Raw genomic sequence first — 25,960 nt, forward strand, 5'->3', positions numbered from 1 at the left:
GCCGTGGCCCCAGACGACCGTGCACGGTGGTCTTCACCGCGGCGAGCTGCCGCTTCGGGCGCGCCGGTCGGGCGAGGGGACTCGGGGCACCGGGCGCGAGGTTGAGTGGTTCGGGGGCCGGGGCCGGATTCAGTCCTTCCGCAGTACGAGCTCGGTGTTCCTGTCGCCGTCCTCGCCGCCCAGCGCGGGCTTCGCGCCGGGGGCGTTGAAGGACAGTTCGCGGTAGAGCGCGGCCAGGCCGGTCTGCGAGAGGTCGGCGGCGTCGGTGCGGTGCGGGGCGGCGGATTCGATGAGCGTGGTGAAGAGCGAGATCGTGCCGTCGTGGTTGTCGGTGAGCTCCACCACCCGTGCGAGCTGCGGGAAGTCGATGTGCGATGCGGTGGAGACCTCCCAGAAGGAGCCGTGCGGGGTGCGGTGCGGGGTGATGGCGTTCTTGTGGCTGTGGCCGTTGACCCAGGCGACGACGGAGGGGTGGCGGCCGAGCAGCGCGACGATCTCCTCGCCGCCGTGCCGGGCCTCGCCGGGCCGGGCCGGGTCGTGGCGGAGGTTGCGCATGGTCCTGCTGGTGTGGTGGCTGAAGACGACCACGTACGAAGGGCCGCCGTCGCGCCGCTCGTTGGCCTTGAGCTCGCGTTCCAGCCAGCGCAGCTGGGCGGTGCCGAGCGAGCCCTCGTAGTGGCCGCCGGGGTCGGTGGTGTCCAGGCTGATGCCGAGCACGTCGTCGCTGATGCGGAAGGCGTAGTACTGGGTGGCGGCGGCGAGGTTCTCCTGGGTGTAGCCGTGGCCGTGGGGGCCGGGGCCCGTGTGGGCGGGGTCGAGGTGCGCCCGGAGGTACTCGGCGGGGGTGAAGGGCGCGCGTGCCGGGTCCGGGGTGACGGACCGCATGCGCCGCTTCTCGCCCTGGAGGAGCTCCTTGAAGTGCGCGCCCTTGGGGTCGCGGCCCTTCTTGACCGCCTTCCAGAGGGCGGCTCCGCGCGTCTCGTCCAGGGACATCAGCTTCTTCCCGCCGACGGCGAACTCGGTGAAGTACGGGTCCGCGGGCGCCCAGCAGCCGCCGGGCAGCGCGTCGTGGTTGCCGACCGTGGAGTACCAGGGCAGGCCGAGGCCGGGGCTGTTGACCTCGCGGATCGCGGCGTCGAGGAAACCGTGCAGGTGCGGGAAGCCGAGCTGTTTGTCGGCGTCGCGCAGGGTGTCGTCCGGGTGCCAGTACAGCTTGAGCCCGCTGGCCTGCACGCCCTCGTACCGGCTCGGGTCACCCGTATTGGGGGTGATGCGGCCGCCGTTCATGACCTTGAGGTACCAGTCCAGTTCCGCGCGGGAGTTGTTGTCGGTGTTGTCGCCGGTCGTCACGACGCAGTGCAGGGGCGCGCCGGTGGCGGGCGCGCCGCGCAGGGTGTTGACCCGTTCGACGAGGGCGACGGCGCCCGCCACGGACAGGGACTCGTGGGGCCGCCAGGCGCTCGCGGTCTGGGCGCGCAAGTACTCGTACCGCAGGGGGTGTTGTACGTCGACGAGGTGCAGGTCGGTGAATTGGACGAAGGCGGCGAGCGCGGTCCTGCGCCCCTCGCGGCCCCGTTCGGCCGCCGCGAGGTCGCCGCGGACGACGCGCGGCCAGGCGGGCCCGTCGCCGAGCCGCCGGTAGCCGGTGGTGCCGTGCGGGGCGGCGACGGTGAGCAGGGTCGTGCCGTTCTTGTACGGCATGAGGGGTGCGGCGGGCGCGGGCCGGGAGCGCGGGAGGGTGGCGCGGCCCGCGGGCACGGCGTTCCCGGAGCCCGCGCCGGGGCCCAGCGCGTAGCCGAGGCCGGCGGAGAGGGTGACCGCTCCGGTGGCGGCGAGGAACGCGCGGCGGTCGAGTCCGGCGACGGCGTCGGCCGCGGCGGTGGCTGTTGCGGTGGCGACAGAGCTTATGCGCGGCATGGCGCGGTCTCCCCGAGTGCGAACGCGTCGGCAGTGGTCGCGGGGTCCTGGCCTGACTGCGGCCTGTGAACACCCGCTCGTACTGGATCGTTGGCACCGGGAATGGCCTGTGCGTGAACGAGGCGGCAACACGCAGCACCGATCACCGTACGTGGATCATCCGGCACCCTACGCGGCCACGAGACCCTCCCCGGACGGAGAGGAAGCGGTCACTCCGCGTTCACCTCACGGGGAAGGGAGGGCGGGAAGAAGGGCGGGGAGGGGGGTCAGCGCATCGGGCCCGTGCTGCTCCCGTGTCCGTCGGCGGGGCGGGTGCGCCACAGCTCCAGGCCGATGTCGACGAGCCCGACGCGGTCGAGGTCCTGCACGGCGTCCAGGGGGTGCCAGGCCGCGAGATCCGTGGACCCGTCGGTCTCGTGGCGCAGTTCGCCGCCGGTGACGCGCCCCTCGTACACGATCCGCAGCCCGTGGAAGTCGGCGACGGCGCCGAGCCTGCGCGGGTAGCGGCGGCGCAGCGAGTCGATGCCGAGGAGCGTGACGGGCTCGACGACGTAGCCGGTCTCCTCGTCGGCCTCGCGGATCACGGTGTCGTAGGGGTCCTCGCCGTGGTCCATGCCGCCGCCGGGCAGCGTCCAGCGTTTGCTGCCGTCGCCCGCCACCCAGCGGGCCAGCAACACCTGCCCGTCGCGTACGCATACGGCGTAGGCCGCCACCCGGAGTTCTTTGTGCACAGGCCGACGCTAGTCGCCGTTCCTCGGATTGGCAGGAGAGAACTCGGGGCCGGACCAGCGCCACCGGCTCGCGAATGGTGTCTCCAGCGTCCCGGTGACGGTGAAGCGGACCGTGCGCGAGGCCCCGTCGTAGGAGGTGCGGGCCGCGCCGGTGAGCTGGAGGGACGTGCCGGTCGTCCAGTCGAGGAAGAGGAGACCGGCGCGCGGGTCGTCGGCGAGGTTGCCAAGGGTCAGGAACATGGAGTTGCCGGGGAAGTCGTCCCATTCCAGCGTGGCCGGGGACGGGACGCGCACGAAGCCGGGATTGCCGCCGCGGTGGCTCGCGTCGGCGCCGTGCGCGTGGACGGTGGCGATGAAGAAGGTGTCGGCGGCGGCGACGAACTCCCGCTGCCCTTCCGTGAGCCGCGTGCCGTGCCGCGGTACGCCCGGACCTTCCGGGCGCCTCCCCTCGTGCAGCTCCCGCTTCTGCAGATACTTCGGGCAGTTGGAGAAGACCTGGTCCGCCTCGATCGCCAGGCCGCGGGGCGTGGGCCGCGACCTGCCGTTCAGGCGCATGCGGCGCCGGGTGCGCGGGTCGAGCGCGATGGTGCCGACCGGTGTGCCCTCGCGGGCGAGGGCGGGGGCGAGGGGGTCGTCGGCGCGCGGGGCGCCGGTGACGGAGATCTGTCGGGGTCCTGTGGCCCGTACGAAGCCGGGGTCGCCGGTGAGCGGGGAGGCCCAGACGGCGCCCGCCGGGTCGGCGCCGCCGATCACAAGGAGGGGCTGGATCTCCAGGAAGGCGGCGGCGACGGGGCGGATGCCCTGGCCGATGGACCGGCCCACGTGGTCGGCGAGCTCGCGCACACCGGCCTTCTCCTGCACGGCACGCGAACCCCTGCGATAGGGGCCCGGGACTGTGGATGGCGTCATGGGATTAGAAGAAGCCGCAGGTCGGCGCCGACTCGACCGGAGCCGTCAGCGTTTCCGCGCCGGCCGCGCTGTAGATCTCAAGGCGCGTCCCGTCCGGGTCGTGGAAGAAGATGCCGCCGGACGCCGCGCCCTCGCCGTGCGGCACGACACCGTCGTACGCGAACTCCACGCCGTACGCCCGCAGCGCGCTCTCGTACTCCTTGACCCGCTCGATCGAGTCGACCTCGATCGCGAGGTGGTGCAGCCCCGCGTTCCCCTCGGAGTACGCGGCGTCGGCCTGCTGCCAGAGCGTGAGCACGGGGCGGCCGCCCTCCCCGAGGAAGGCGAAGCGGCGGCCCTCCTCCTTGCTCTCCTCCTTGCCCTCGCCGATCACGCCGTACCCGATGACGTCCCGATAGAAGGCGAGTGAGCGCTCCAGGTCGGTGACGTTCAGGCCGATGTGGCCGGTGCGCGGAGCGGTGGTGGTGGTCATGGCTCTCCCCTGGGTCTGCTGGTGGGCCGAGTCTGCCGACCCATCTTTGACTAACCGTTGAAAGTGATGTTAGGGGTTAGAGATTGATGCCGTCAACCAGTCACGTAACCTTGAGTGGTTAGCCTCGAAGGGAGCCCGCCATGCCGCACGACCCCCGCCCCCTCACCGGCGAACCGCTCTCCCTCGACCTGCTCAACACCCGCTGGATGCACGACGGCGTACGCCAGGACCTGCTGACCGGCACCGAAGGGCTCGCGGTCTGGCTCGCGGCGAACGGGCTCGACGGGCGCTTCGCCGCCGACGCGCCGACCCTGGACCACGTGCTGCGCGCCCGCGACGCGCTCGCCGCCGTCGTGGACACCCCCGGCGACCCGGTCGGCATCGCCCGCGTCGACAAGGTCCTGCGGCACGGCCGCATCCGCGCGACACTGACCGCCGAAGGGCCCGGCGAGGAAGCCGAGTTCAAGGACCCCGCCCGGGGCCCCGCCTGGCTCGCGGCCCGCGACTACCTGCACCTCCTGGCCGGCGCGCCCGACCGCATCCGCGGCTGCGCCCACGAGGCGTGCATCCTGCACTTCTTCGACACCTCGCGGAACGGCACGCGCCGCTGGTGCTCCATGGCGGCCTGCGGCAACCGCGCGAAGGCGTCCCGGCACTACGCCCGCTCGCGCGAGACCTGACAGGGCAGGGCCGGAAAAGTTCCCGGGGCACGCCTCGACAAGTCCCTCTATACGCCGCCTTGTCCGCCATGGCGCATGGCGGAATTGCGTCACGCCCTCATCACGGCTCGGACAACTCTCCCCAAACAGCTGTCACTTGCGTAAGGCTGAGCGGTCATCCGGCCCCGCATTCCGGAACTGTCCGAAAACACGGGGCCGGATCGACCCTCCTTCCCGACCTTCACGCACAGGGATGCCGATGCCCAGATCCAGTTCCAGCGCGAGACCCAAGGCCTCAAGAGACTCGGTGCGCCTCGCGATAGCCGTCGGTCTCACCGCCGCGCTCTGCGCGACCGGGGCCGCGCCCCTCGCCTTCGCGGCGGACGAGACCCCCGTCCCCGCCCCCAAGTCCGCGGGCGGCAAGCTCGGTCCGGCCGACGCCGACCTGCTCGCCGACGCCAAGGCGGAGGGCGAGAAGACCGTCACGATGATGGTGGCCACCGCGCCCGGCGCCACCGAGCAGGTCGCCGACCAGCTCGACGCCGTCAAGGGCGGCTCGGTCGGCCGCACCTACGACAAGCTCGGCTACGTCCGCGCGACCGTGCCGACCGGCAAGGCCGACGCGGCGATCAAGTCGGCCGCGAAGCTGTCGTCGGTGCACGCCATCGACCTGCGCCACGAGATCGAGCTGGACGACCCGACCCCCGCCGCGGACCGCGCCAAGGGCGCGAAGACCGCCGCCCGGGGCACGTACCCGGGCCCGGACAAGAACACCCCGGCGAAGAACCCGTACAACCCGTCCGCCGAGACGGGCGCCGTCGACTTCGTGAAGAAGCACCCGAAGGCCGACGGCCGCGGCACCACCATCGGCATCCTCGACTCCGGCGTCGACCTCGGCCACCCGGCGCTGAAGAAGACCACGACCGGCGAGCGCAAGATCACCGACTGGGTGACCGCGACCGACCCGATCGTGGACGCGGACGGCACCTGGCGCCGCATGACCAACCCGGTCAACGGCCCCGTCTTCACCTGGGACAGCGAGACGTGGAAGGCCCCGGCGGGCTCCTTCCAGGTCAACCGCTTCCGCGAGTCGGCCACCACCGGCGGCGACGCCAAGGGCGACATCAACCGCGACGGCGACACCACCGACAGCTGGGGCATGCTCTACGACCCGGCGGCCGGCACGGTCCGCGTCGACCTGAACAACAACAAGGACTTCACCGACGACGAGGTGATGAAGCCGTACAAGGACGGCCACCAGGTCGCCTACTTCGGCAAGGACGACCCGGCGACCGACGTCGTCGAGCGCGTCCCGTTCGTCGTCGAGATCCGCAAGGACGTGCCGACCGACCCGTACGGCGGCGACTGGGTCGGCAAGAAGGCCGACTTCGTCAACATCGGCGTCATCGAGTCCGAGCACGGCACGCACGTCGCGGGCATCACCGCGGCCAACGGCCTGTTCGGCGGCAAGATGAACGGCGCGGCGCCCGGCGCCAAGCTGGTCTCCTCGCGCGCCTGCACCTGGACCGGCGGCTGCACCAACGTCGCGCTGACCGAGGGCATGATCGACCTCGTCACGAAGCGCGGTGTCGACATCGTCAACATGTCGATCGGCGGGCTCCCGGCCCTCAATGACGGCAACAACGCGCGCGCCGAGCTCTACACGCGCCTCATCGACACCTACGGCGTGCAGCTGGTGATCTCCGCGGGCAACTCGGGCCCCGGCGCCAACACCATCGGCGACCCCAGCCTGGCCGACAAGGTCATCTCCGTCGGCGCCGCCATCTCCAAGGAGACCTGGGCCGCCAACTACGGCTCCCAGGTGGAGCGTCCGTACGCCATGATGCCGTTCTCCTCGCGCGGCCCGCGTGAGGACGGCGGCTTCGCGCCGATCATCTCGGCGCCCGGCTCGGCCATCAACACCACCCAGACCTGGCTGCCCGGCTCCCCGGTCGCCGAGGCGGGCTACAAGCTCCCCGCCGGCTACTCGATGCTGCAGGGCACCTCGATGGCGTCCCCGCAGGCCGCGGGCGCCTCGGCGCTGCTCCTCTCCGCCGCGAAGCGGGAGAAGGTCGACCTCACCCCGGCGAAACTGCGCACCGCGCTCACCTCGACCGCGGACCGCATCCGCGGTGAGCAGGCGTACGCCCAGGGCACCGGCCTGATCAACGTCGTCGACGCCTGGAACGCCGTCGAGGACGAGGCGAAGGCCCACACGTACACGGTGAAGGCCCCCGTCGACACCGCCCTGGAGCAGGAGCTGAAGAAGCCCGGCACCGGCATCTACGACCGCGAGGGCGGCCTGAGGACCGGCCAGAAGCGGACGTACGACGTCACGATCACCCGCACCTCGGGCCCGGACCGCGGCATCCGCCACGAACTGGACCTGGTCAACAACCACGAGCGCACCTTCAAGCTGCTCGGCGACGGTGACGTGACGCTGCCGCTGAACAAGCCGGTCACCGTCAAGGTCCAGGCGAAGGCCAAGTCGGCCGGTCTGCACAGCGCGATCCTGACCGTCGACGACGAGCGCTCCGAGGGCATCGACCAGCAGATCATGTCGACGGTCGTCGTCTCGGCGCCGCTCGCCAAGCCGTCGTTCACCTTCTCCGCTGAGGGCTCGGTGCAGCGCAGCGCCCCGAAGTCCTACTTCGTGACGGTCCCCAAGGGCGCCAAGTCCCTGGAGGTCTCCCTCAGCGGCCTCAAGGACAAGAGCCAGACCCGCTTCATAGCGATCCACCCGTACGGCGTCCCGGTCGACTCCACGTCGTCGATCGTCTGCTACCCGAACTACGAGAACCCGGCCAACACCTGCCGCCCGGACCTGCGTTCGTACGCGGAGCCGCAGGCCGGTGTCTGGGAGATCGAGGTCGAGTCGCGCCGTACGTCGCCGCTGCTCGACAACGCGTACAAGGTGAACGTCGCCGCGCTCGGTGTCGACTTCGACCCGGCCGTGCAGACGCTGCCGGAGGCGAAGGTCGGCACGCCCGCGCCCGTCTCCTGGAAGGCGACGAACAACTTCGCGGCCGTCGACGGCAAGCTGAAGGGCGGCTCGCTCGGCTCGTCCAAGTCGGCGCGGCCCGCCATCAAGCAGGGCGAGACGCAGACCACCGAGGTCGTCGTGCCCGCGGGCGCCGAGCGTCTCGACGTCGCCATCGGCTCCCCCGCGGACATCGCCGCCGACCTCGACCTCGCCGTGAAGAAGGACGGCCAGGTCGTCGGTTCGTCGGCGGAGGGCGACTCGGAGGAGACCGTGAGCCTGAAGAAGCCGGCCGCCGGTACGTACACGATCGAGGTGACGGGCTACTCGGTGCCGTCCGGCTCGACCGCGTACGACTACCGGGACGTGTTCTTCTCGGACGCGCTCGGCCAGGTGACCGTCGACGAGTCGAAGACGGTCGAGCTCGCCAACGGCGCCTCGGCGCAGGTCGACGCGAAGGTCGAGGCCAAGGCCCCGGCCGCCGCGGGCCGTGAGCTGTTCGGCGAGGTGTCCCTGCTGAACGCGGGCGGCACGGTCGCGGGCAGCGGCAGCGTGAAGGTCGAGAAGGTCACGCCGTAACGGTGTGCGCTTGAAGTGCTGCCGGTCGGGCTCATGCCGAGCCCGACCGGCTCTTTTCATTCCCCACACCGGGTCTTCGCCGCACCCGGCAGGGCCTTGAGGACCGTACGGCGCAGGCTGTCGCGGTCCTTGCCCACGGCCCAGCTGTCGGGCTGGGCCCCGCCCCGGGGGATGGCGATCAGGACGCGGTCGCCGGCCTTCAGGCGCGGGTTGGCGTCGTCGTCCATGGGGAAGGTGACCGTCCCGTCCCCGGACTTCGGCTTGTAGTAGCGGGTCACGTCGAGCGTGACGCGGTCCCGGGCGGCGCCGGGCACCGCGTCGACCGTCGTGACCGTGCCCTCCACGATGAGCCGCGTGCACGCCACGAAGCCCTCCGGGGTGAGCTTTCCCTCCGCCCCCTCGCCTCCGTCCTGCCGGCTCTTCCCATCCGGCGCCGCCTCCTGGGCGCTGCCCGCTCCCGCGTCGTAGTCGGCGGCGCCGGGACCGGCGTCCACCGCGAGCCACGCGAGCCCGCCGACCATGACGGCGGCCACCGTGGCGGCCACCGCGCCGAGCGTGACGGTGACACGGCGGCGGCCCGCGCGCGGCCTCAGCGGAACGACTGGCTCCGCGGGCTCGGCGGAAGCCGCGAGCGCCTCGCCCACGTTCCCCAGCCGCTCCCTCAGCAAGGCGATGTCCGCGACGGCCGCCGCGTGCTCGGCGGCGAAGGCGGGGTCGCGCAGCGCCTCCTCGGACACGGGCTCGCCCGTGATCGCCGACATCAGCGCGTCGAATTCCTTCTCCGGCACCGTCACACCACCTCCCCTTCGTGCAGCCGCGCCCGCAGGAGCCGTACCGCCGTGTGCAGTCTGCTCTTGACCGTGCCCTCCGGGATGCCGAGCTCGTGGGCGATAGCCCGGACCGGGAGATCCGCGTAGAAGCGCAGGACGAGGACCTGCCGCTGGGCGTCCGGCAGCTCGCCGAGGCCCTGCGCGACGGCCAGTGAGGTGGCCCGCGCCTCCGCGCCGTCCTCGTCGGTGGCCTCCCGCCACAGAACGGCGAGCCGCTCCCCGAGCCGCTCCTGTCTGCGCCGGGCCCGGTGCCAGTCCATCGCCAGGTTGGAGGCGACGACGGCCGCCCACGCCGACACGTCACGCGGTGCCTCGCGCCCGTCCGCCGCCCGCTCCAGGAGCTTCAGCCGGACCTGCTGCACCCCGTCCGGCAGATCGGCGTGCGGCACCCCGCCGAGCGCGAGCACGGCCCGGACCCGGTCCTCCTGGGCCGCGTCCAGCGGGTCAGCTCCCCCGGTCCCCGTCCGCGCGCGGCGCGTCTTCCTGCGCAGCAATGTGCCCCTCCCCTCCCCGCGTTTCCCCTACGACGCCGTGGGCGCCGGAAACGTTCACGGCGAATGTGGCGTCCCGCACCTCGGACAATGGATTGGACAAGGCCGCCCTGGACAGACGCATCATGGAGCCACCCCCCACAGACCGGCCGAGGTCACGAGGCCGCACGCACATACGGAGGAAGTCCCTGTGAAGGTCGGAATCGTCGGAGCCACCGGTCAGGTCGGCAAGGTCATGCGCAAGATCCTCGTCGAGCGGAAGTTCCCCGTCGACGAGCTGCGCCTGTTCGCCTCGGCCCGCAGCGCCGGGACGGTCATCGACGGCGTGACCGTCGAGGACGCCTCCACGGCCGACTTCACGGGCCTGGACATCGTGCTGTTCTCGGCCGGCGGCGCCACCTCCAAGGCCCTCGCCGAGAAGGTCGCCTCGCAGGGCGCCGTCGTGATCGACAACTCCTCGGCCTGGCGCCGGCACCCCGAGGTCCCCCTCGTCGTGTCCGAGGTGAACCCGCACGCGATCAAGGACCGCCCCAAGGGCATCATCGCCAACCCGAACTGCACGACGATGGCCGCCATGCCGGTCCTCAAGCCGCTGCACGCCGAGGCGGGCCTCGAAGCGCTGGTCGTCGCCACCTACCAGGCGGTGTCCGGCTCCGGTCTCGCCGGCGTGGACGAGCTCTTCGAGCAGGTCAAGAAGGTCGGCGAGGACGCCCCGAAGCTGACCCACGGCGACCCCTCGGTCGAGTTCCCCGAGCCGGACAAGTACGTCGCGCCGATCGCGTACAACGTCCTGCCGATGGCGGGCTCGGTCGTCGACGACGGCCTGAACGAGACGGACGAGGAGCAGAAGCTCCGCCACGAGTCCCGCAAGATCCTGGAGATCCCTGAGCTGAAGGTGTCGGGCACGTGCGTGCGCGTCCCCGTCTTCACCGGTCACTCCCTCCAGGTCAACGCCCGCTTCGCGCGTCCGCTGAGCCCCGCGCGCGCCACCGAGATCCTGGAGCAGGCCGAGGGCGTCGTCGTCACCGAGGTGCCGACGCCGCTGGTCGCCGCGGGCAAGGACGACTCGTTCGTGGGCCGCATCCGGAACGACGAGACCGTCGAGAACGGCCTCGCGTTCTTCATCTCCGACGACAACCTCCGCAAGGGCGCGGCGCTGAACGCCGTCCAGATCGCGGAGCTGGTCGCCGCGGAGCTCAAGGGCTGAATCGCGGAGCTCAAGGGCTGACCCCTTCGCTCCGTACGTCGACAGGGGCGGCCACCTTTCGCCGGTGGCCGCCCCTCGCGCATGCCACGGCCGCCAGCGCGAGCCCGGCGAGCCCGCCGCCCAGCCACAGCACGGCACCGGACCCGTGGGTGTCCGCGACCCGTCCGCCGGCGAAGGCGCCCAGCGCGATCGCCACGTTGAAGATCCCCGCGAAGAGCGCCGACGCCGCCTCGCGGGCGTCCGGGGCCGCGGCCATCACCCAGTTCTGGGCGGAGACGGAAGCACCGCCGTACGCCAGGCCCCACGCCACGAGCAGCGCCACCGACGCGGCGAGCGAGCCGCCCGCGGGCACCATGAGCAGCACGACGGTGCCGAGCCCGGCACTGATCGTGAGCAGCGCCCTGCGCGGGTCGCGGGCCGCGACGGCGCCGCCCACGAAGTTGCCGACGATGCCCGCCGTCCCGTAGGCGAGGAGCAACCCGCTGACCAGGCCCGCGCCGATGCCGGGCACCCGCTCAAGGACGGGGCGGATGTAGGTGTACGCGGCGAAGTGGCCGGTGACGAGGAGGGTGACGGCGAGGAGTCCGGCGCGCAGCCGGCCGTTGCGCAGGAGGCCGGGGAACGCGCCGAGTCTGATCCCCTCCTGGGCGGGGAGCCGGGGCAGCACCGAGGCGAGCAGCCCGGCGACGCCGAGGGCGAGCACGGCGAGGGCCGCGAAGCCCGTGCGCCAGCCCGCCAGTTCGCCCAGGAGGGTGCCCGCGGGCACGCCGAGCACGGACGCCACGGCGATCCCGCTGAAGATCACCGCGGTGGCCCGGCCCGCACCCTCCTCGCGGACCAGCCGCACGCCGAGCCCGGCCGCGATCGCCCAGACGCCGCCGATGCAGACGCCCACCAGGACGCGGGCGGCGAGCAGGACGCCGAAGGCGGGCGCGAGCGCGGAGCCCACGTTGGCGGCGGCGAGCAGCGCCATCAGCACGGCGAGGACCGTGCGCCGGTCCGCGCGGCGCACCGCGACGGGCAGCAGCACGGCGGCGAGCGCGGCGACAAGGCCGGGCAGGGTGACGGCGAGGCCCGCGGTGCCGTCCGTGACGTGCAGACCTGAGCCGATGGCGGTGAGGAGCCCGACGGGGAGCATCTCCGTGGTGACGACGGAGAAGGTGGCGGCGGCTACGGCGAGGACGGCCGTCCTGCCCTCCGCTGGCGGCAACGTGACGTGTGGTGCGGTGCGTTGGGTGCTCTGTGACATGGCATCCACCCTGTGGGGACGCCCGCCGGGGAACAACGCGGAAGATCTCATCCCTGTATGAGCCGGGTTCATCGATCAGGGATGATCGACATTCGGGACGATCAAGGAAGAGGGGCCGCGCGTCATGGGCGGGAACGGGCTGGAGATCCGGGAACTGGAGTGTTTCCTGGTGCTTGCGGAAGAGCTGCACTTCGGACGGGCCGGTGAGCGGCTGTACGTCTCGCAGAGCCGCGTCAGCCAACTGCTCGCCGCCCTGGAGCGGCGGATCGGCGCGCGACTGGTGGAGCGTACGAGCCGCCGGGTCGCCCTGACCACACTAGGGGAACGTTTCTTGGCCGAACTCCGGCCGTCGTACGACGAGTTGGCATCGGTCGTCGGGCGGGCCAGGGCGGCGGCGCGGGGCGTCGAGGCCACGCTGCGGATCGGCTTCCAGGGGACGGCGGACGACCGTCTGATGCGGGCCATCGCGGCCTTCCAGGAGCGGCACCCCGCCTGTGCCACGGAGATCGTGGAGATTCCCTTCTCGGACCCGTTCGGGGCGGTGCGGCAGGGGGCCGTGGACGCGGCGATCGTGCTGCTGCCGGTCTCCGAGGCCGATCTGGTCCTCGGTCCCGTCTTCTCCAGCGAACGGCAGACCGTCGCCTTGTCGGTGCGGCACGCCCTCGCGGGCCGGGGCTCCCTCGCGGCGGCGGAGCTCGCCGGGATACCGCTGATCGCGGCGGCCGAGCCGGCGCCCGCGTACTGGCGTGCGGCACACGCCCCGTCGGGCGCCCCGGCCCCGGCGGTCCGCACGCTCCAGGAGGGGCTGACGCTGGTCGCGGCGGACCGCGGGGCGATGCTGCTGTGCGGGCCGACGGCGGAGTACCACGGGCGCAAGGACGTGGTGTTCGTGCCGGTCGACGGGCTGCCGGACTCGGCGCTCGGGATGGTGTGGCACCGGGACGGGGAGACGGAGCGGGTACGGGAGTTCGCGCGGGCGGTGGGCGGGGACGGTGACGGTGACGGTGACGGGGCCTGAGCGTCAGGCCGCGTCCCTGCCCGGGCGGCGCACCTCGTAGAGGAAGCAGCCGTACTCCACGGCGCGGACGTGCACGAGGGCGACCCGCGGGTCGGCGAAGGCCTCGGCGAACGCGGCGTCGAAGCCCCGCTCGGCGGCCTCGGGGTTCTCGGGGATCTCCATGAGGCGGCCCCCGAGGATGCGTCCCTCGGCGCTGTAGCGGCGAACGGTCCGCAGCGCCCCGGCCCGCGAGAACGGATACCCGGCACGCTCCCGCGCCGGCCCCTCACAGGGGTCGGCGTGGATGAAGACGGGCCCCTGCTCGTCGTAGGCGCCGGGGTTGGCGCCGGTCTCGGCGGCCCAGCGGCGCAGCGGCGCGTACGAGACGAGGGCGATGCGCTCGCCGGGGGCGACGGGCCGCAGACAGCAACGGAGCGGACTACCACCCTCCGCTGCGACGTACGGGACGCACGGCCGCCCGGCGTCATCGGTGTCGCGCAGCCGAGCGAGGGCCTCGGGGGCGATGGGCAGCGGGGTGGGGGCGGTGGGCGCCGGGGAGGCCGGGCCGGTGGGGGTGGAGCCAGCCTGCGCGGGGCCGGTCTGCGCGGGGCCGGTCTGCGCGGGGCCGGTCTGTGCGGAGCCAGCCTGCGCGGGGCCAGTGGGTGTGGGGCCGGTGGGTGTGGTGGTCATGGGGGGAGCCTCGCGCGTGGGGGCGGGTGGGGGCTGGCGGATTTCGGACGTTGCGCTGCGGGCCCTGGCCCGTCACCCCGCGCCCCACTCCACGCCCCAGGACCCGCGCCCGTTCAGCTCCGCCACGTCCACGCCCGTCGTCCTGCGGTACGCCGCGTCCAGCTCGCCCAGCTCCTCCCGTGTCAGGACGTCCTCGACGCGGTCGAAGCCTTCCGGGGCGCGCTCGGCGACGGTGTGGAGGACGCGGTCGGCCGGCATGTCGCGGTTGGCGAGGACGATCGCGTTGACGTGCTCCCGCCGCACCTCCTCGTACGCCCGCAGCCCCGCCTCCCGGTCCGGCGCGGTGTGGGCGAGGCAGCGCGCGAGGACACGTGCGTCGAGGATCGCCTGGGAGCCGCCGTTCGAGCCCACCGGATACATCGGGTGCGCCGCGTCGCCGAGCAGGGTGACCGGGCCGCGGCCCCACTGGGCGAGCGGGTCGCGGTCGACCATCGGGTACTCCAGGATGTGCCGGGTGGCGGCGAGCAGCGCGGGCACGTCCAGGTCGCCGATGCGCCATCCCGCGTAGTGCGGCAGGACGTCGGAGAGCCGCCCCGAGCGGTTCCAGTCGGCGGGCCCCGCCATCCCGTGGTGGTGCGTGGGCGGAAACCGCACCTCCGCCACCCAGTTGAGCAGCGTCCTGCCCCGCTCCAGGGCCCGCCGCGAGATCGGGTAGACGACGAGTTTCGCGGTGGCGTTGCTGCCCGCCACCGCGACGGTCCGCCCGCCGAGCACGGGGTGCCACTCGGCGATGCCGCGCCACATGCGGATGCCGTTCCACAGCGGCGGCCCCTCGCCGGGATGCAGCACGGCCCGTACCGCCGAGTGCAGCCCGTCGGCCCCGATCAGGGCCCGGACCCGTACCGCGTACTCCCTGGCGCGCGCCATGTCCCGCAGGATCACGCGGAGCGCGCCGCGCTCGTGCTCGGCGAGGCGCACGAAGGCGGTGCCGGTGTGGACCGCGTGGTCGCCGATGCGGTCGCGGACCGCGTCGAGGAGGAGCAGCTGGAGGGTGCCGCGGTGGACGGAGTACTGCGGCCAGCGGTAGCCGAGGGCGAGGCCGCGCGGCTCGGCCCAGATGCGGTTGCCGTGCCGGTCGAAGTGGACCATCACGTCCGGTGCGACGGCGGTCTCGGCGAGCTGGTCGCCGAGTCCCAGCTCGGTCAACTCCCGTACCGCGTGCGGCAGGAGGTTGATCCCCACGCCGACGGGCCGCAGCTGGTCGGTGGCGTCCACCACGCGGACGTCGATGCCCGCCGCGTGCAGGCTGAGCGCGGTGGTGAGCCCGCCGATGCCCGCGCCCGCCACGAGTACGTCGATCATGGCCGTCGTGCGGCCTGGCCGGTGGCGGCCGGCCTCTCGGTCCCCAGCATCTCCGGTGTCCCCCTGTGGTTCCTGACCGCCCGCGAGGCCGTGGTCTGCGGCCTGCCCGGAGCGGTGCGAACGCGCGGAGCGTAACCGCACGGCAGCGGGAGAACAATGGTCCGGGCGGCCATCCGGAGGGGCATGGAAGGATGGCCGGAAACACCACAAGTCGCACCTGAGGAGATGACCGCGTGCCCGGCACCAATCTGACCCGCGAAGAGGCGCAGCAGCGGGCGAAGCTGCTCACCATTGACTCGTACGAAGTCGAACTCGACCTCTCCGGCGCGCAGGAGGGCGGCACCTACCGTTCCGTGACCACGGTGCGTTTCGACTCCGCGGAGGCGGGCGCCGAGACCTTCATCGACCTGGTGGCCCCCGCGGTCCACGAGGTCGTCCTGAACGGTCACGCCCTCGAGGTCGCCGCCGTGTTCCGCGACTCGCGCATCGCGCTGCGGCATCTGCACGCCGGCCCCAACGAGCTGCGGGTCGTCGCCGACTGCGACTACACCAACACCGGTGAGGGCCTGCACCGGTTCGTCGATCCGGTCGACCAGCAGGCGTATCTGTACACGCAGTTCGAGGTGCCGGACGCGCGCCGCGTCTTCGCGTCCTTCGAGCAGCCGGACCTGAAGGCCACGTTCCAGTTCACGGTGAAGGCGCCGAGCGGCTGGACGGTGATCTCCAACTCGCCGACGCCGGAGCCGAAGGACGACATCTGGCACTTCGAGCCGACGCCGCGCATGTCGACGTACGTGACGGCGCTGATCGTCGGCCCGTACCACTCGGTGCACTCGTCGTACGAGGGTCCCGGCGGCCAGTCGGTGCCGCTCGGCATCTACTGCCGTCCCTCGCTCGCCGAGTTCCTCGACTCGGACGCGATCTTCGAAGTGACACGGCAGGGCTTCGACTGGTTCCAGGAGAAGTTCGACTACGCGTACCCCTTCGCGAAGTACGACCAGCTCTTCGTGCCGGAGTTCAACGCGGGCGCGATGGAGAACGCGGGCGCGGTGACCATCCGTGACCAGTACGTGTTCCGTTCGAAGGTGACGGACGCCGCGTACGAGGTGCGGGCCGCCACGATCCTGCACGAGCTCGCCCACATGTGGTTCGGCGACCTGGTCACCATGGAGTGGTGGAACGACCTGTGGCTGAACGAGTCGTTCGCCACGTACGCCGAGGCCGCCTGCCAGGCGTACGCGCCGGGCTCGAAGTGGCCGCACTCCTGGACCACGTTCGCCAACTCCATGAAGACGTGGGCGTACCGCCAGGACCAGCTGCCCTCCACGCACCCGATCATGGCGGACATCCGTGACCTGGACGACGTCCTGGTCAACTTCGACGGCATCACGTACGCGAAGGGGGCGAGCGTCCTGAAGCAGCTCGTCGCGTACGTCGGCGAGGACGAGTTCTTCCGTGGCGTGCAGGCGTACTTCAAGCGGCACGCGTTCGGCAACACGCGCCTGTCCGACCTGCTCGGCGCGCTGGAGGAGACCAGCGGCCGCGACCTGAAGACCTGGTCGAAGAAGTGGCTGGAGACGGCGGGCATCAACGTCCTGCGCCCGGTGGTCGACGTCGACACTTCCGGGGTCATCACCTCCTTCGCCGTCAAGCAGGAGGCCCCGGCGCTCCCCGAGGGCGCGAAGGGCGAGCCCACCCTGCGCCCGCACCGCATCGCGATCGGCCTCTACGACTTGGACGACGCGTCCGGCAAACTGGTCCGCACGGACCGCGTGGAACTGGACGTCGACGGTGAACTGACGGCGGTGGACGCCCTGGTGGGCAAGGCCCGCCCCGCGGTCATCCTCCTGAACGACGACGACCTCTCCTACGCGAAGGTCCGCCTGGACAGCGAGTCCCTCGCCTTCGTCACCGACCACATCGGCGACTTCGAGGCGTCCCTGCCGCGGGCGCTGTGCTGGGCGTCGGCGTGGGACACGACGCGGGACGCGGAGCTCCCGACCCGCGAGTACCTCGCCCTGGTCCTCTCCGGCATCGGCAAGGAGTCCGACATCGGCGTCGTGCAGTCGCTGCACCGCCAGGTGAAGCTGGCCCTCGACCTGTACGCGGCCCCCGCGGGCCGGGACGCGGCGCTGGCCCGCTGGACCGCGGCCACGCTGGAGCACCTGCGGGCGGCCGAGCCGGGCAGCGACCACCAGCTGGCGTGGGCCCGCGCCTTCGCCGCGACGGCCCGCACGGACGCGGACCTGTCGCTCCTGGAGCGCCTGCTCGACGGCTCGGAGTCGGTGGACGGCCTCGCCGTCGACACGGAGCTCCGGTGGGCGTTCGTGGCGCGGCTCGCGGCGACCGGGCGGCTCGACGAGGCGGGCATCGCGGCGGAGCTGGAGCGGGACAGGACGGCGGCGGGTGAGCGGCACGCGGCGTACGCGCGGGCGGCGCTGCCGACCGCCGAGGCGAAGGCGGCGGCGTGGGCCTCCGTCGTCGAGTCCGACTCCCTCCCCAACGCCATCCAGGAGGCGGTGATCGGCGGCTTCGTCCAGACCGACCAGCGTGAACTCCTCGCTCCCTACGCGGAGAAGTTCTTCGCGGCGGTCAAGGGGGCGTGGGACTCGCGCTCCCACGAGATGGCCCAGCAGATCGCGACGGGGCTGTACCCGTCGCTGCAGATCTCCCAGGAGACGCTGGACGCGACGGACGCGTGGCTCGCTTCGGCGGAGCCGGGGGCGGCGTTGCGGCGGCTGGTGACGGAGTCGCGGGCGGGTGTCGAGCGTGCCCTGCGGGCGCGGTCTGCGGACGTCTAGCCTCCCGGGGCCGTGCGGGGGCTTGCGCCCCCTGCACGGCCCCGCTCGGCCCTTGCCCTGACCGGGCGGGCCCCTCCCCTCTGCGGACCGCGTCTCCCCGCAGGCCGCAGGGGGCTGACCGCGCAGTTCCCCGCGCCCCTGACTGCCTACCGGCAGCAGGGGACGCACTCCAGAAGACGGCAGGGGCGTGTTTCAGGGGCGCGGGGAACGGCGCGACCAGCCACACACAACCCGCACCACAGGACGGCAGGGGACGCACTCCCCAGGGGCGCGAGGAACTGCGCGACCAGCCACACACAACCCGCAGCCACAGGACGCCAGGGAACGCACTCCCCAGGGGCGCGAGGAACTGCGCGAGCAACCACACACGACCCGCAGCCACAGGACGGCAGGGGCGTGTTTCAGGGGCGCGGGGAACTGCGCGAGCAACCACACACAACCCGCAGCCAGAAGACGTCAGGGAACGCACTCCAGGGGCGCGGGGAACTGCGCGGGCAGCCACGCGCGGTCGGCAGGCGGAGGGTGGTGGGGGCCGGGTCACGGCTGCCGTGTGGGGACCGCCTCCCGTAGGGAGGTGAGTACGCGGGAGAGCGCCGTGCCGGTCACCGCGCCCCGACGTACCGCGGCGACGACATGACGCGTCGGATGATCCTCGGAGAGCTCCCGCATGACGACCCCGTCACGCCGCACCGCCGCCATACGGGGAACCAGCGCCACCCCCATCCCCGCCTCCACCATCGCGAGGATCGCCGTCCAGCCGGAGGCCGAGTGGGCCTGTTCCGGAGTGAAGCCTGCCCCCTCGCACGCCGCCCGGGTGATCTCGGACCAGGGACCGCTGCCGCCGAAGATCCAGGGTTCGGCGGCCAGGTCGGCCAGGCGCAGCCCCTCCGCCGATGCCAGCCGGTGATCCCCGGGCAGCGCCACGTCCAGTGGGTCGGCGAGCAGCGACTCCCTGGTGAACCGCGTGTCCGCGTCGGTCTCGGCGGGCGCCTGGACGGCCAGGGACAGGGCGATGTCGACCTCGCCGGCCGCGAGGAGTTCGTACGCCTGGGCCGCCTCGGTCTCCCGTACCCGTACGGAGATGCCGGGCGCCGCCTCCCGCAGCGCCCGCACGGCCGGCACGACGAGCGCGGGCACCGCGGTCGAGAAGGCCCCGACCCGCACCTCCCCCGCCTCCCCCTGCGCGTAAGCCGTCAACTCCGCGTCCGCCTTCTCCAGTTGGGCGAAGACCGCCTCCGCGTGCCTCAGCACCAGATGCGCGGCGTCGGTGAGCCGGACCCGCCGCCCGTGCGCCTCCAGGAGCGGTACGCCCAGCTGCTTGGCGAGGTTGGACAGCTGCTGCGAGACGGCCGACGGCGTCATCCGCAGCGCCTGCGCCGCCGCCGTGACGGTGCCCCGTTCGCTCAACGTGCGCAGGATCTGCAGCTTCTTGATGTCCCACTCGCTCATGAGCCCAACGTACCGACTGGTCAGAAGCATTACTTCGTGCGGGCCGCGCCGAGCACGACCCCGCCCAGGATCAGGCCCATGCACAGCACCTGCAGCCATCCCATCGCCTCGCCGAGGACCGCGAAGGAGAGCAGGGCGACGCAGACCGGCTGGAGGTAGTAGACGACCCCGGCGCGGGCGGCGCCGATGACCGAGATCGCCTTGTTCCAGGCGAAGAAGGCGACCGCGGACGACACCACGCCGACGTAGAGGAGCGGGGAGACCGTGCCGGCCGTGGGCTCGAAACCGCCCTGGACGGCGTAGCTGGCCACGAACACCGGGAGCAGCATCAGCGCGCCGAGCACGAACGTCGAGAAGAGGAACGGAAGTCCGCCGATCTCCGCGGGCTTGCGCTTGAGCAGCGCGCTGTACGAGCCGAAGGAGAGCGCGGCCGCGATGATCCAGAGATCGCCGACCGCGAAGTCCATGGCGAGCGATCCCTCGCTGACCAGGAGCAGGACTCCGGCGCAGGCGACGAGCATGCCGGTGACACGGCGCGCGCCGAGCCGGGTGCCGCCGAGGCGTTCGTAGACGGCCATCAGGACGGGCGACGCGGCCATGATCATGCCCATGTTGCCCGCGGTGGTCGTCATGCCCGCCTGGTTCACCAGGGTGTTGTAGACGGTGACGCCCAGCAGGGAGGCGAGGAGCAGGAACTTGAGGTGCTCGCGGAGCAGTTTCCGCTGCCGCCACGTCTGGCGTGCCGCGAACGGCGCGACCGCGGCGATGGCGATGATCCAGCGCCAGAACGCGTGCTGGATGGGCGGCACGGTGTCGTGCAGGGCGCGGGAGGTGACGAAGCTGCCCGACCAGACGACCGTGGCGAGGGCCGCGAGGGCGAGGCCGATACCGATGGGGCGGGCGGCCGCTTTCGTGGCCGCCGCTGCGTGGGTGGGGGTCCGGTCGAGGACTGCCACGGTGTATCCCTTGCCTCCCTCCCCGCCTCGGCGGGGATGTCTCGGTGCGTTGTGGGACCACCGTGACACCCCCAGACTCATCAGGTCCATCGAATCTTTTAGCCAGTTCTTTGAAGCAGGAGTGAACAATTCATCCTTCAGGCGAGGCCCTGCCCCTTCAGCGCCGCGGTCACCGCCCCCGCGTCCGCGTCCTCGGCAGCCCACGCCACGTACCCGTCGGGTCTGACCAGGAGCGTCGTGCGGCGGGCGCTACGCCACTGGGCCGGGACCGCGCGACCCGCCGCGTGCCCCGCGCCCTCCGGGGAGACGAGCACGAACTCACCCGCGCGCAGGGCTTCGTAGAGCCGCCCCTCCTTGAGTGCGAGGTCGGGAACCCGGCGCCCGACGAGACGGTGGGCACCTCTCGGGGCCGGGTACGCGAGGCCGACGCCGGTGACCTGGCCGACGAGCTTGGCACGCATGGGGCGCACGTGCTTGACGGCGGCGGCGAACGCGGCACGGGCGGCGAGCGTCCAGAGGCGCTTGGCCATCGCGAGCCTGATGACCCTGCCGCTGCTGCGCATGGCCGCCCTGCCGACCGGGTGCCGCTCGGTCTGATAGGAGTCCAACAGGCCTTGTGGAGCACGGCCGTTGATGGCGGCGGCCAGCTTCCAGCTCAGGTTCGCGGCGTCCTGCAGGCCGGTGTTCATGCCCTGGCCGCCGGCCGGGGAGTGGACGTGTGCGGCATCCCCGGCGAGGAAGACCCGGCCCACGCGATAGTCGGGCACCTGCCGCTCGTCGCTGTGGAAGCGGGACACCCAGCGGGCGCCGTGCATCCCGAAGTCGCGGCCGAACACCTGCCGGACGATGTCCTTGAGCTCGCCGAGGTCGATCGGCGTGCTGTCGGGAACGTCGCGGGAACGGTTCCATCCCGCGACGCGGTACCAGCCGCCGGAGAAGGGCACGATGACGGCGAAGGCATCGCCGGAGGACTTGAGGGCGAGCAGACCCTCGGGCTCCTCGGTGAATCTGACGTCGGCGAGGACGAGTGAGCGAATGACGGACTTGCCCGGGAAGGGCATCCCGACCGCCTTGCGCACGCCGCTGCGCAGACCGTCGGCACCGACCGCGTAGGCGGCCCGGACCGCGCTCAACTCGCCGCTGGAACCGCGGACTTCGAGGGTCACACCGTGCGCATCCTGGGTGAGACCCACCACCTCGGCCCCGTACACGAAACGCACCCCGGCCGCCACAGCGCGCCGCTCCAGGGCCCGCTCCACCTCGTACTGCGGCAGGGACAGGGCGTAGTTGAAGCGGGAGCGCAGGTCCGCCATGTCGAGTGAGACGCTGTCGAACAGGCGCAGCCTGCCGAACGGCCCTCCCATGGCGTCCAGCTCGTCGGCGAGGCCCCGCGCATCGAGCAGCTCCAAGGTGCGGGCGTGCACGATGATCGCGCGGGAGAGGTTGCTGATGGCGCGCGGCCGCTTCTCCACGAGGGTGACGGGCACGCCCGCGGCGGCGAGGTCCCCGGCGAGGAGAAGCCCGGTGGGGCCCGCACCCACGACCGCGACGACACAGTGCGCGGAGCCCGCACCCTCAGCCGTGACCGCACTCCCGGCGGCGTGAGTGTCTTCGGTGGTGTGCGTGTTCTCGGTGGTGTGCGTGTTCTCGGTGGTGCCTATGTATCCGGTCGTGCCGTTCATGGCTGCCTCCTGATGCCAACACCTGTTGGTCAACGCTTGTTGGCCAACGTAGAACCGCGACTATGGACTGTCAACAGTTGTTGGCCTACGTTTGTTGGCATGACCGAGAGACTTGCCGGCGCCCCCGACGCCGACCCGCCGCCCCGGCGCTCCGACGCCACCCGCGCCGGCATCCTCGCGGCGGCCCGCGAGCGCTTCGCCGCGGACGGGTACGAGCGCGCGACGATCCGCGCCATCGCCAAGGACGCCCGTATCGACCCCTCGATGGTGATGCGCTACTACGGCAACAAGGAGCGGCTCTTCGCCGCCGCCACCTCGGTGGACCTGCGCCTCCCGGACTTCACCCGGGTACCGAGGGAGGAGGTGGGCAGGGTGCTCGTGACGCACTTCCTCAGCATGTGGGAAGGCGACGAGGTGCTCATCGCGCTGCTCCGGGTGGGCATCACCAATGAGGCGGGGGCGGAGCGCATGCGGGCCGTCTTCGGCGAACAGCTGCTGCCGGTGGCGCGCGAGACCTGCCCCGACCCGGCCGAGGCGCCGACGCGGGCGGCGCTCTGTGCCGCGCAGGTCCTGGGTCTCGCCCTGACGCGGTACGTACTGCGGTTCCCGCCGTCGGCGGCGCTGACGCGGGAGGAGATCACGGACTGGCTGGCGCCGACGCTCCAGCGCTATCTGACGGCCGAACGGCCCTGAGGCCCTGATCAGGAAGCACGGCATCAGGAAGCACGGCATCAAGAAGCACGGCATCAGGAAGCACGTCGAGGGCGCCCTCAGTGAGAGGCGCCCTCGACGTGCATACCGAAGCTTCGGTCAGCCCTGCTTCTGCTGCTTGCGGGACTTGTCGCCGACCATCACGAGGCCCGCGATCACCAGGAACAGCACGATGGGCGCGACCACGTAGAGGCCGAGCGTGTCGATGACGCTCAGGCCGGGGCCCGGGTCGTCACCGTCGTCACGCACGACCGCGAGGGCGGGGGACGACATGAGCAGCATCATCAGCGTCGTGCCGGAGGCCAGGGCGCCGGCGCGCAGTGCGTTCTTCTTGTCCACGGTGCCAACGTAGCGAACTCCTCAACCCGGTGCGCGCCCGGGGGTGCCGTACGGGGGCTTTCGCCCCGTCCGCTCCTTTCACACCCCGTCTCACACCCCCTCGCGCTCCCCTTTGCCTTCCCCTTGGCCCTCCCCTTTGCCCTCCGCGTCGCGGAACACCGCCATGAGTGCGTGCAGCCGCGGGGACGCGGCGAGTTCCTCCAGGGTGACGGGCTGTCCGGTGGCGTCGGCGACGGGCAGACGCCAGTTGGGGTACTGGTCCCAGGTGCCGGGGAGGTTCTGCGGGCGGCGGTCCCCGACCGCGTCCGGGAGCCAGACGCCGATCATGCGGGCCGGGGTGGCCAGCAGGAAGCGGTGCACGGCGCGGATCTCGTCCTCCTCGCAGCCGGCGCCGCCGGGCAGCATGCCGAGCCGGGAGAGCAGCCCGAGCCACTCACGCACGTCCGCCGCGGCCTCGGCCCGCTCCAGGGCCAGCGGCCGGGTCAACAGGCCCAGGTCGTGGCGGAGTCGGACGTGCCCGCCGGAGAGACGGGCGGCGGTCGGAGGCAGATCGTGCGTGGTGGCGGTGGCCACGCAGTCGGCCCGCCAGGCGTCGGCGGGCAGCGGGCGGCCGGTGTCCTCCCAGTCCCGCTCGAACCAGAGCACGGAGGTGCCGAGCACACCGTGCTCCCGCAGGGACTCGCGGACGCCGGGCTCGACCGTGCCGAGGTCCTCGCCGATGACGAGGGCGTCCGCGCGGTCCGCCTCCAGGACGAGGACGGCGAGCATCGCCTCCGCGTCGTAGTGGACGTACGTCCCCCCGGTGGGCTCGCGGCCCTCGGGGACCCACCACAGGCGGAACAGACCCATGACGTGGTCGATCCGGAGCGCACCGGCGTTCCGGAGGAGGCCGCGCAGGAGGGCGCGGTACGGGGCGTAGCCGGACTCGGCGAGGCGGTCGGGGCGCCAGGGCGGCAGGCCCCAGTCCTGGCCGCGCGCGTTGAAGGCGTCCGGCGGGGCGCCGACGGACATGCGCGGGGCGAAGTGCCGCTGCTGCGCCCACGCGTCGGCGCCACCGGGGTGCACGCCGACGGCGAGGTCGTGCACGAGGCCGATATCCATGCCCGCCTCGCGCGCGGCGCGCTGGGCGGCGGCCAGCTGGGCGTCGGTGAGCCAGGCGAGGCGGCAGTGGAAGTCGACGCGGTCCATCGCCTCGCGGCGGGCGCGGGCCGTACCGGGCGAGTCCGGGTCGCGCAGTCCGGCCGGCCAGGAGTGCCAGTCGGGGCCGTGGGTCTCGGCGAGGGCCGACCAGGTGGCGTGGTCCTCCAGGGCGGGGCCCTGCTCGGCGAGGAAGGCGTTGTAGGCGGCGCGGCGGCCGGGGCCGAGGGGGACGTCGTGGAGCAGTTCGAGGGCTTCCCGCTTGAGGGTCCACACCGCGTCGCGGTCGATCAACTCGTCCTGGTCGAGGACGCCTTCGCGCAGCCGGGCGGCCCGGCGGCACAGCTCTTCGGCCCGCTCGCGCGCCTCGCCCCGCAGGTACGCGAACTCCGGGACCGCCTCGACGCGCAGGTGCACCGGGTCGGGGAAGCGGCGGGAGGAGGGGCGGTACGGGGAGGGGTCGCCGCCCGGGCCCTGCGGAGGGCTGGGCACGGCGGCGTGGAGCGGATTGACCTGGACGAATCCTGTGCCGAGGGTCCGGCCGGACCAGGCGGCCAGCTCGGCGAGGTCGCCGAGGTCGCCCATGCCCCAGGAGTGACGGGACAGGAGGGAGTAGAGCTGGACCAGCAGGCCGTGCGTGCGGCGCCCCGGGGTCCTGACGCGGCGGGGGGCGCTGATGAGGTGCGCCTGCGCCTCGGCCCCGTCGGGGGTCCGTACGTGGAGCCGGTGCACTCCGGGCGGCAGGGGCTCGGGGAGCCGCGCCTCACCTACGGGGCCGTCACTTCGGGGGCCGTCACTTCGGGGGCCGCCGTCCGGTCCGGCCGCGGCGGACGCGGCCACGGCGAATCCGGCGACGGCGGAACCTGCGACCGCGGACGAGGCGAGGGGGGACCCGGCGGCGGCTGCTCCGGCGGCAGCTGCGGCTGCGGCTCCAGCTGATGCTCCGGCTCCGGTTCCGGCTCCGGCTCCGGCGGGACCGGTGAGGGCGGGCACGTCCCACTCGGCCGTGCCGCCGCCCTCCTCCAGTTCCACCCGTACCCGTGACCCCGGCGGCAGTCCCGCGAGGGACGGAGGCAGCGGGCCGTCCGCCCACACCACCACCGTCGGCGGCAGCAGGCGTGCGGACAGCTCCGCCTCGCGCGCGGCCAGTGCGGCCCCGGCCGCTTCCGGAGTGCTCGCGTCCACACCCAGGGCGGCCAGGGCGGCGATCACCGCGGCGTCCTCGGCGGGGACGGTTCGCCCCGGGGACGGGGAGTAGGAGGTGGCCACGCCGTACGAGGCGGCCAACCGGAAAAGGGCCATCAGACCCCCGCGGAGTCCAGGCCCGAAGCCGTACCGGTGGCGGTGGGTTCGCTGGTCAGTGGGGCCGCGTCGGCGAGGGGCGGCTCGCTGGTGAGCGGCGCGGCGTCGGCGAGCGGGGGTTCGCTGGTGAGGGGCGGCTCGATGCAGCCGCAGGAGAACGAGCCGTCGAGGCCCGAGTCGGGGTGGGAGACCTGTTTGGAGAGCGCGGACAGCAGAAGATTGGCGGAAGCGGCCACGTGGGAGCTCCTTCTCAGGGGGCAGGTCTCGGCAGCCCTACCCAGTGCGCGGACTCGCAGACGTATACGGTGCCACAACGTGACCCTGGTCACACCCACTTCGCACACGGAAGTTGTCCCTCCGGGGCCCGGGAGCTCCCGGAAGAACCTCCTCCGGCCCGCCTGCTGCCGGGAAGATTGCCGGGAGAACCACCGCGAGGATGTCCGCCGCCGCGCGCCGCCTCACCGGGACCGCCCCGGGTCGCGCCGAGACCCTTTTAACCTCCCGGCCCGG

21 protein-coding genes are annotated in these 25,960 nt (G+C 72.6%); 6 read left to right on the plus strand and 15 right to left on the minus strand.

Features of this window, described 5'->3' with window-relative positions; translation table 11 throughout:
• Positions 1 to 129: 129 nt before the first annotated feature.
• The 4 genes from AB0N81_RS33040 to AB0N81_RS33055 form a co-directional block, all read right to left on the minus strand.
• Positions 130 to 1,917 (minus strand): TIGR03767 family metallophosphoesterase, encoded by a 1,788-nt coding sequence (locus AB0N81_RS33040; protein ID WP_365364885.1) that lies wholly within the window; start codon positions 1,915 to 1,917, stop codon positions 130 to 132.
• Positions 1,918 to 2,183: 266 nt separating this feature from the next.
• Positions 2,184 to 2,648 (minus strand): NUDIX hydrolase, encoded by a 465-nt coding sequence (locus AB0N81_RS33045; RefSeq protein WP_365364887.1) that lies wholly within the window; start codon positions 2,646 to 2,648, stop codon positions 2,184 to 2,186.
• Positions 2,649 to 2,657: 9 nt separating this feature from the next.
• Positions 2,658 to 3,557: a pyridoxamine 5'-phosphate oxidase family protein gene (locus tag AB0N81_RS33050; RefSeq protein ID WP_365364890.1), complete on the minus strand. Its 900-nt coding sequence runs from the start codon at positions 3,555 to 3,557 to the stop codon at positions 2,658 to 2,660.
• Between the two features lie 4 nt (positions 3,558 to 3,561).
• Positions 3,562 to 4,029: a VOC family protein gene (locus AB0N81_RS33055; RefSeq protein WP_365364892.1), complete on the minus strand. Its 468-nt coding sequence runs from the start codon at positions 4,027 to 4,029 to the stop codon at positions 3,562 to 3,564.
• Positions 4,030 to 4,169: 140 nt separating this feature from the next.
• Here AB0N81_RS33055 and AB0N81_RS33060 point away from each other — a divergent pair, with 140 nt between their 5' ends.
• Together AB0N81_RS33060 and AB0N81_RS33065 are read left to right on the plus strand one after the other, a co-directional pair.
• Positions 4,170 to 4,709 carry a CGNR zinc finger domain-containing protein gene (locus AB0N81_RS33060; RefSeq protein WP_365364894.1) on the plus strand — a complete coding sequence of 180 codons (540 nt, stop codon included), beginning with the start codon at positions 4,170 to 4,172 and terminating at the stop codon, positions 4,707 to 4,709.
• A 238-nt stretch (positions 4,710 to 4,947) separates the two neighbouring features.
• Positions 4,948 to 8,247, plus strand: a complete 3,300-nt coding sequence (locus AB0N81_RS33065; RefSeq protein WP_365364896.1) for a S8 family serine peptidase — start codon at positions 4,948 to 4,950, stop codon at positions 8,245 to 8,247.
• Between the two features lie 56 nt (positions 8,248 to 8,303).
• On the opposite strand, the gene AB0N81_RS33070 is transcribed toward AB0N81_RS33065, so the two are convergent.
• Both AB0N81_RS33070 and AB0N81_RS33075 read right to left on the minus strand, forming a co-directional pair.
• Positions 8,304 to 9,035: a hypothetical protein gene (locus AB0N81_RS33070; RefSeq protein ID WP_365364898.1), complete on the minus strand. Its 732-nt coding sequence runs from the start codon at positions 9,033 to 9,035 to the stop codon at positions 8,304 to 8,306.
• Positions 9,036 to 9,037: 2 nt separating this feature from the next.
• Positions 9,038 to 9,571 carry a sigma-70 family RNA polymerase sigma factor gene (locus AB0N81_RS33075; protein ID WP_365364900.1) on the minus strand — a complete coding sequence of 178 codons (534 nt, stop codon included), beginning with the start codon at positions 9,569 to 9,571 and terminating at the stop codon, positions 9,038 to 9,040.
• A 187-nt stretch (positions 9,572 to 9,758) separates the two neighbouring features.
• On the opposite strand from AB0N81_RS33075, the gene AB0N81_RS33080 reads away from it, so the two are divergent.
• Complete coding sequence (locus tag AB0N81_RS33080; protein ID WP_365364902.1) at positions 9,759 to 10,775, plus strand: aspartate-semialdehyde dehydrogenase; 1,017 nt, start codon at positions 9,759 to 9,761, stop codon at positions 10,773 to 10,775.
• A gap of 10 nt (positions 10,776 to 10,785) precedes the next feature.
• Here the strand turns inward: AB0N81_RS33080 and AB0N81_RS33085 are convergent, their stop codons facing one another.
• Positions 10,786 to 12,024, minus strand: coding sequence for an MFS transporter (locus AB0N81_RS33085; RefSeq protein WP_365364904.1), 1,239 nt, complete (start codon positions 12,022 to 12,024; stop codon positions 10,786 to 10,788).
• 124 nt (positions 12,025 to 12,148) lie between these two features.
• On the opposite strand from AB0N81_RS33085, the gene AB0N81_RS33090 reads away from it, so the two are divergent.
• Positions 12,149 to 13,042 carry a LysR substrate-binding domain-containing protein gene (locus AB0N81_RS33090; RefSeq protein WP_365364906.1) on the plus strand — a complete coding sequence of 298 codons (894 nt, stop codon included), beginning with the start codon at positions 12,149 to 12,151 and terminating at the stop codon, positions 13,040 to 13,042.
• Positions 13,043 to 13,045: 3 nt separating this feature from the next.
• Here AB0N81_RS33090 and AB0N81_RS33095 read toward each other — a convergent pair whose 3' ends face one another.
• Together AB0N81_RS33095 and AB0N81_RS33100 are read right to left on the minus strand one after the other, a co-directional pair.
• Positions 13,046 to 13,552, minus strand: coding sequence for a DUF1203 domain-containing protein (locus tag AB0N81_RS33095; RefSeq protein ID WP_365364992.1), 507 nt, complete (start codon positions 13,550 to 13,552; stop codon positions 13,046 to 13,048).
• Between the two features lie 231 nt (positions 13,553 to 13,783).
• Positions 13,784 to 15,073 carry a flavin-dependent oxidoreductase gene (locus AB0N81_RS33100; RefSeq protein ID WP_365364908.1) on the minus strand — a complete coding sequence of 430 codons (1,290 nt, stop codon included), beginning with the start codon at positions 15,071 to 15,073 and terminating at the stop codon, positions 13,784 to 13,786.
• 233 nt (positions 15,074 to 15,306) lie between these two features.
• On the opposite strand from AB0N81_RS33100, the gene pepN reads away from it, so the two are divergent.
• Complete coding sequence (gene pepN, locus AB0N81_RS33105; RefSeq protein ID WP_365364910.1) at positions 15,307 to 17,874, plus strand: aminopeptidase N; 2,568 nt, start codon at positions 15,307 to 15,309, stop codon at positions 17,872 to 17,874.
• 537 nt (positions 17,875 to 18,411) lie between these two features.
• Here the strand turns inward: pepN and AB0N81_RS33110 are convergent.
• The 3 genes from AB0N81_RS33110 to AB0N81_RS33120 all read right to left on the minus strand — a co-directional run bounded on the left by AB0N81_RS33110 (position 18,412) and on the right by AB0N81_RS33120 (position 21,961).
• On the minus strand, positions 18,412 to 19,323 hold the full coding sequence (locus tag AB0N81_RS33110; RefSeq protein WP_365364912.1) for a LysR family transcriptional regulator: 912 nt from the start codon (positions 19,321 to 19,323) through the stop codon (positions 18,412 to 18,414).
• A gap of 29 nt (positions 19,324 to 19,352) precedes the next feature.
• A complete protein-coding gene (locus AB0N81_RS33115) occupies positions 19,353 to 20,216 on the minus strand; it encodes a DMT family transporter (protein ID WP_365364994.1) in 864 nt (287 codons plus the stop codon).
• A 200-nt stretch (positions 20,217 to 20,416) separates the two neighbouring features.
• A complete protein-coding gene (locus tag AB0N81_RS33120; protein WP_365364914.1) occupies positions 20,417 to 21,961 on the minus strand; it encodes an FAD-dependent monooxygenase in 1,545 nt (514 codons plus the stop codon).
• A 99-nt stretch (positions 21,962 to 22,060) separates the two neighbouring features.
• On the opposite strand from AB0N81_RS33120, the gene AB0N81_RS33125 reads away from it, so the two are divergent.
• Positions 22,061 to 22,654, plus strand: a complete 594-nt coding sequence (locus AB0N81_RS33125) for a TetR family transcriptional regulator (protein ID WP_365364916.1) — start codon at positions 22,061 to 22,063, stop codon at positions 22,652 to 22,654.
• Positions 22,655 to 22,771: 117 nt separating this feature from the next.
• Here the strand turns inward: AB0N81_RS33125 and AB0N81_RS33130 are convergent, their stop codons facing one another.
• From AB0N81_RS33130 to AB0N81_RS33140, 3 genes are all read right to left on the minus strand, one after another.
• Positions 22,772 to 23,011, minus strand: coding sequence for a hypothetical protein (locus AB0N81_RS33130; protein WP_365364918.1), 240 nt, complete (start codon positions 23,009 to 23,011; stop codon positions 22,772 to 22,774).
• Between the two features lie 90 nt (positions 23,012 to 23,101).
• Positions 23,102 to 25,450, minus strand: coding sequence for a 4-alpha-glucanotransferase (malQ, locus tag AB0N81_RS33135; protein ID WP_365364920.1), 2,349 nt, complete (start codon positions 25,448 to 25,450; stop codon positions 23,102 to 23,104).
• On the minus strand, positions 25,450 to 25,686 hold the full coding sequence (locus AB0N81_RS33140) for a hypothetical protein (protein ID WP_365364922.1): 237 nt from the start codon (positions 25,684 to 25,686) through the stop codon (positions 25,450 to 25,452). Before AB0N81_RS33140 ends, malQ begins: the two co-directional genes overlap by 1 nt.
• Between the last annotated feature and the right edge of the window lie 274 nt (positions 25,687 to 25,960).

Source organism: Streptomyces sp. NPDC093510 (assembly GCF_040683555.1).
Classification (GTDB): Bacteria; Actinomycetota; Actinomycetes; order Streptomycetales; family Streptomycetaceae; genus Streptomyces.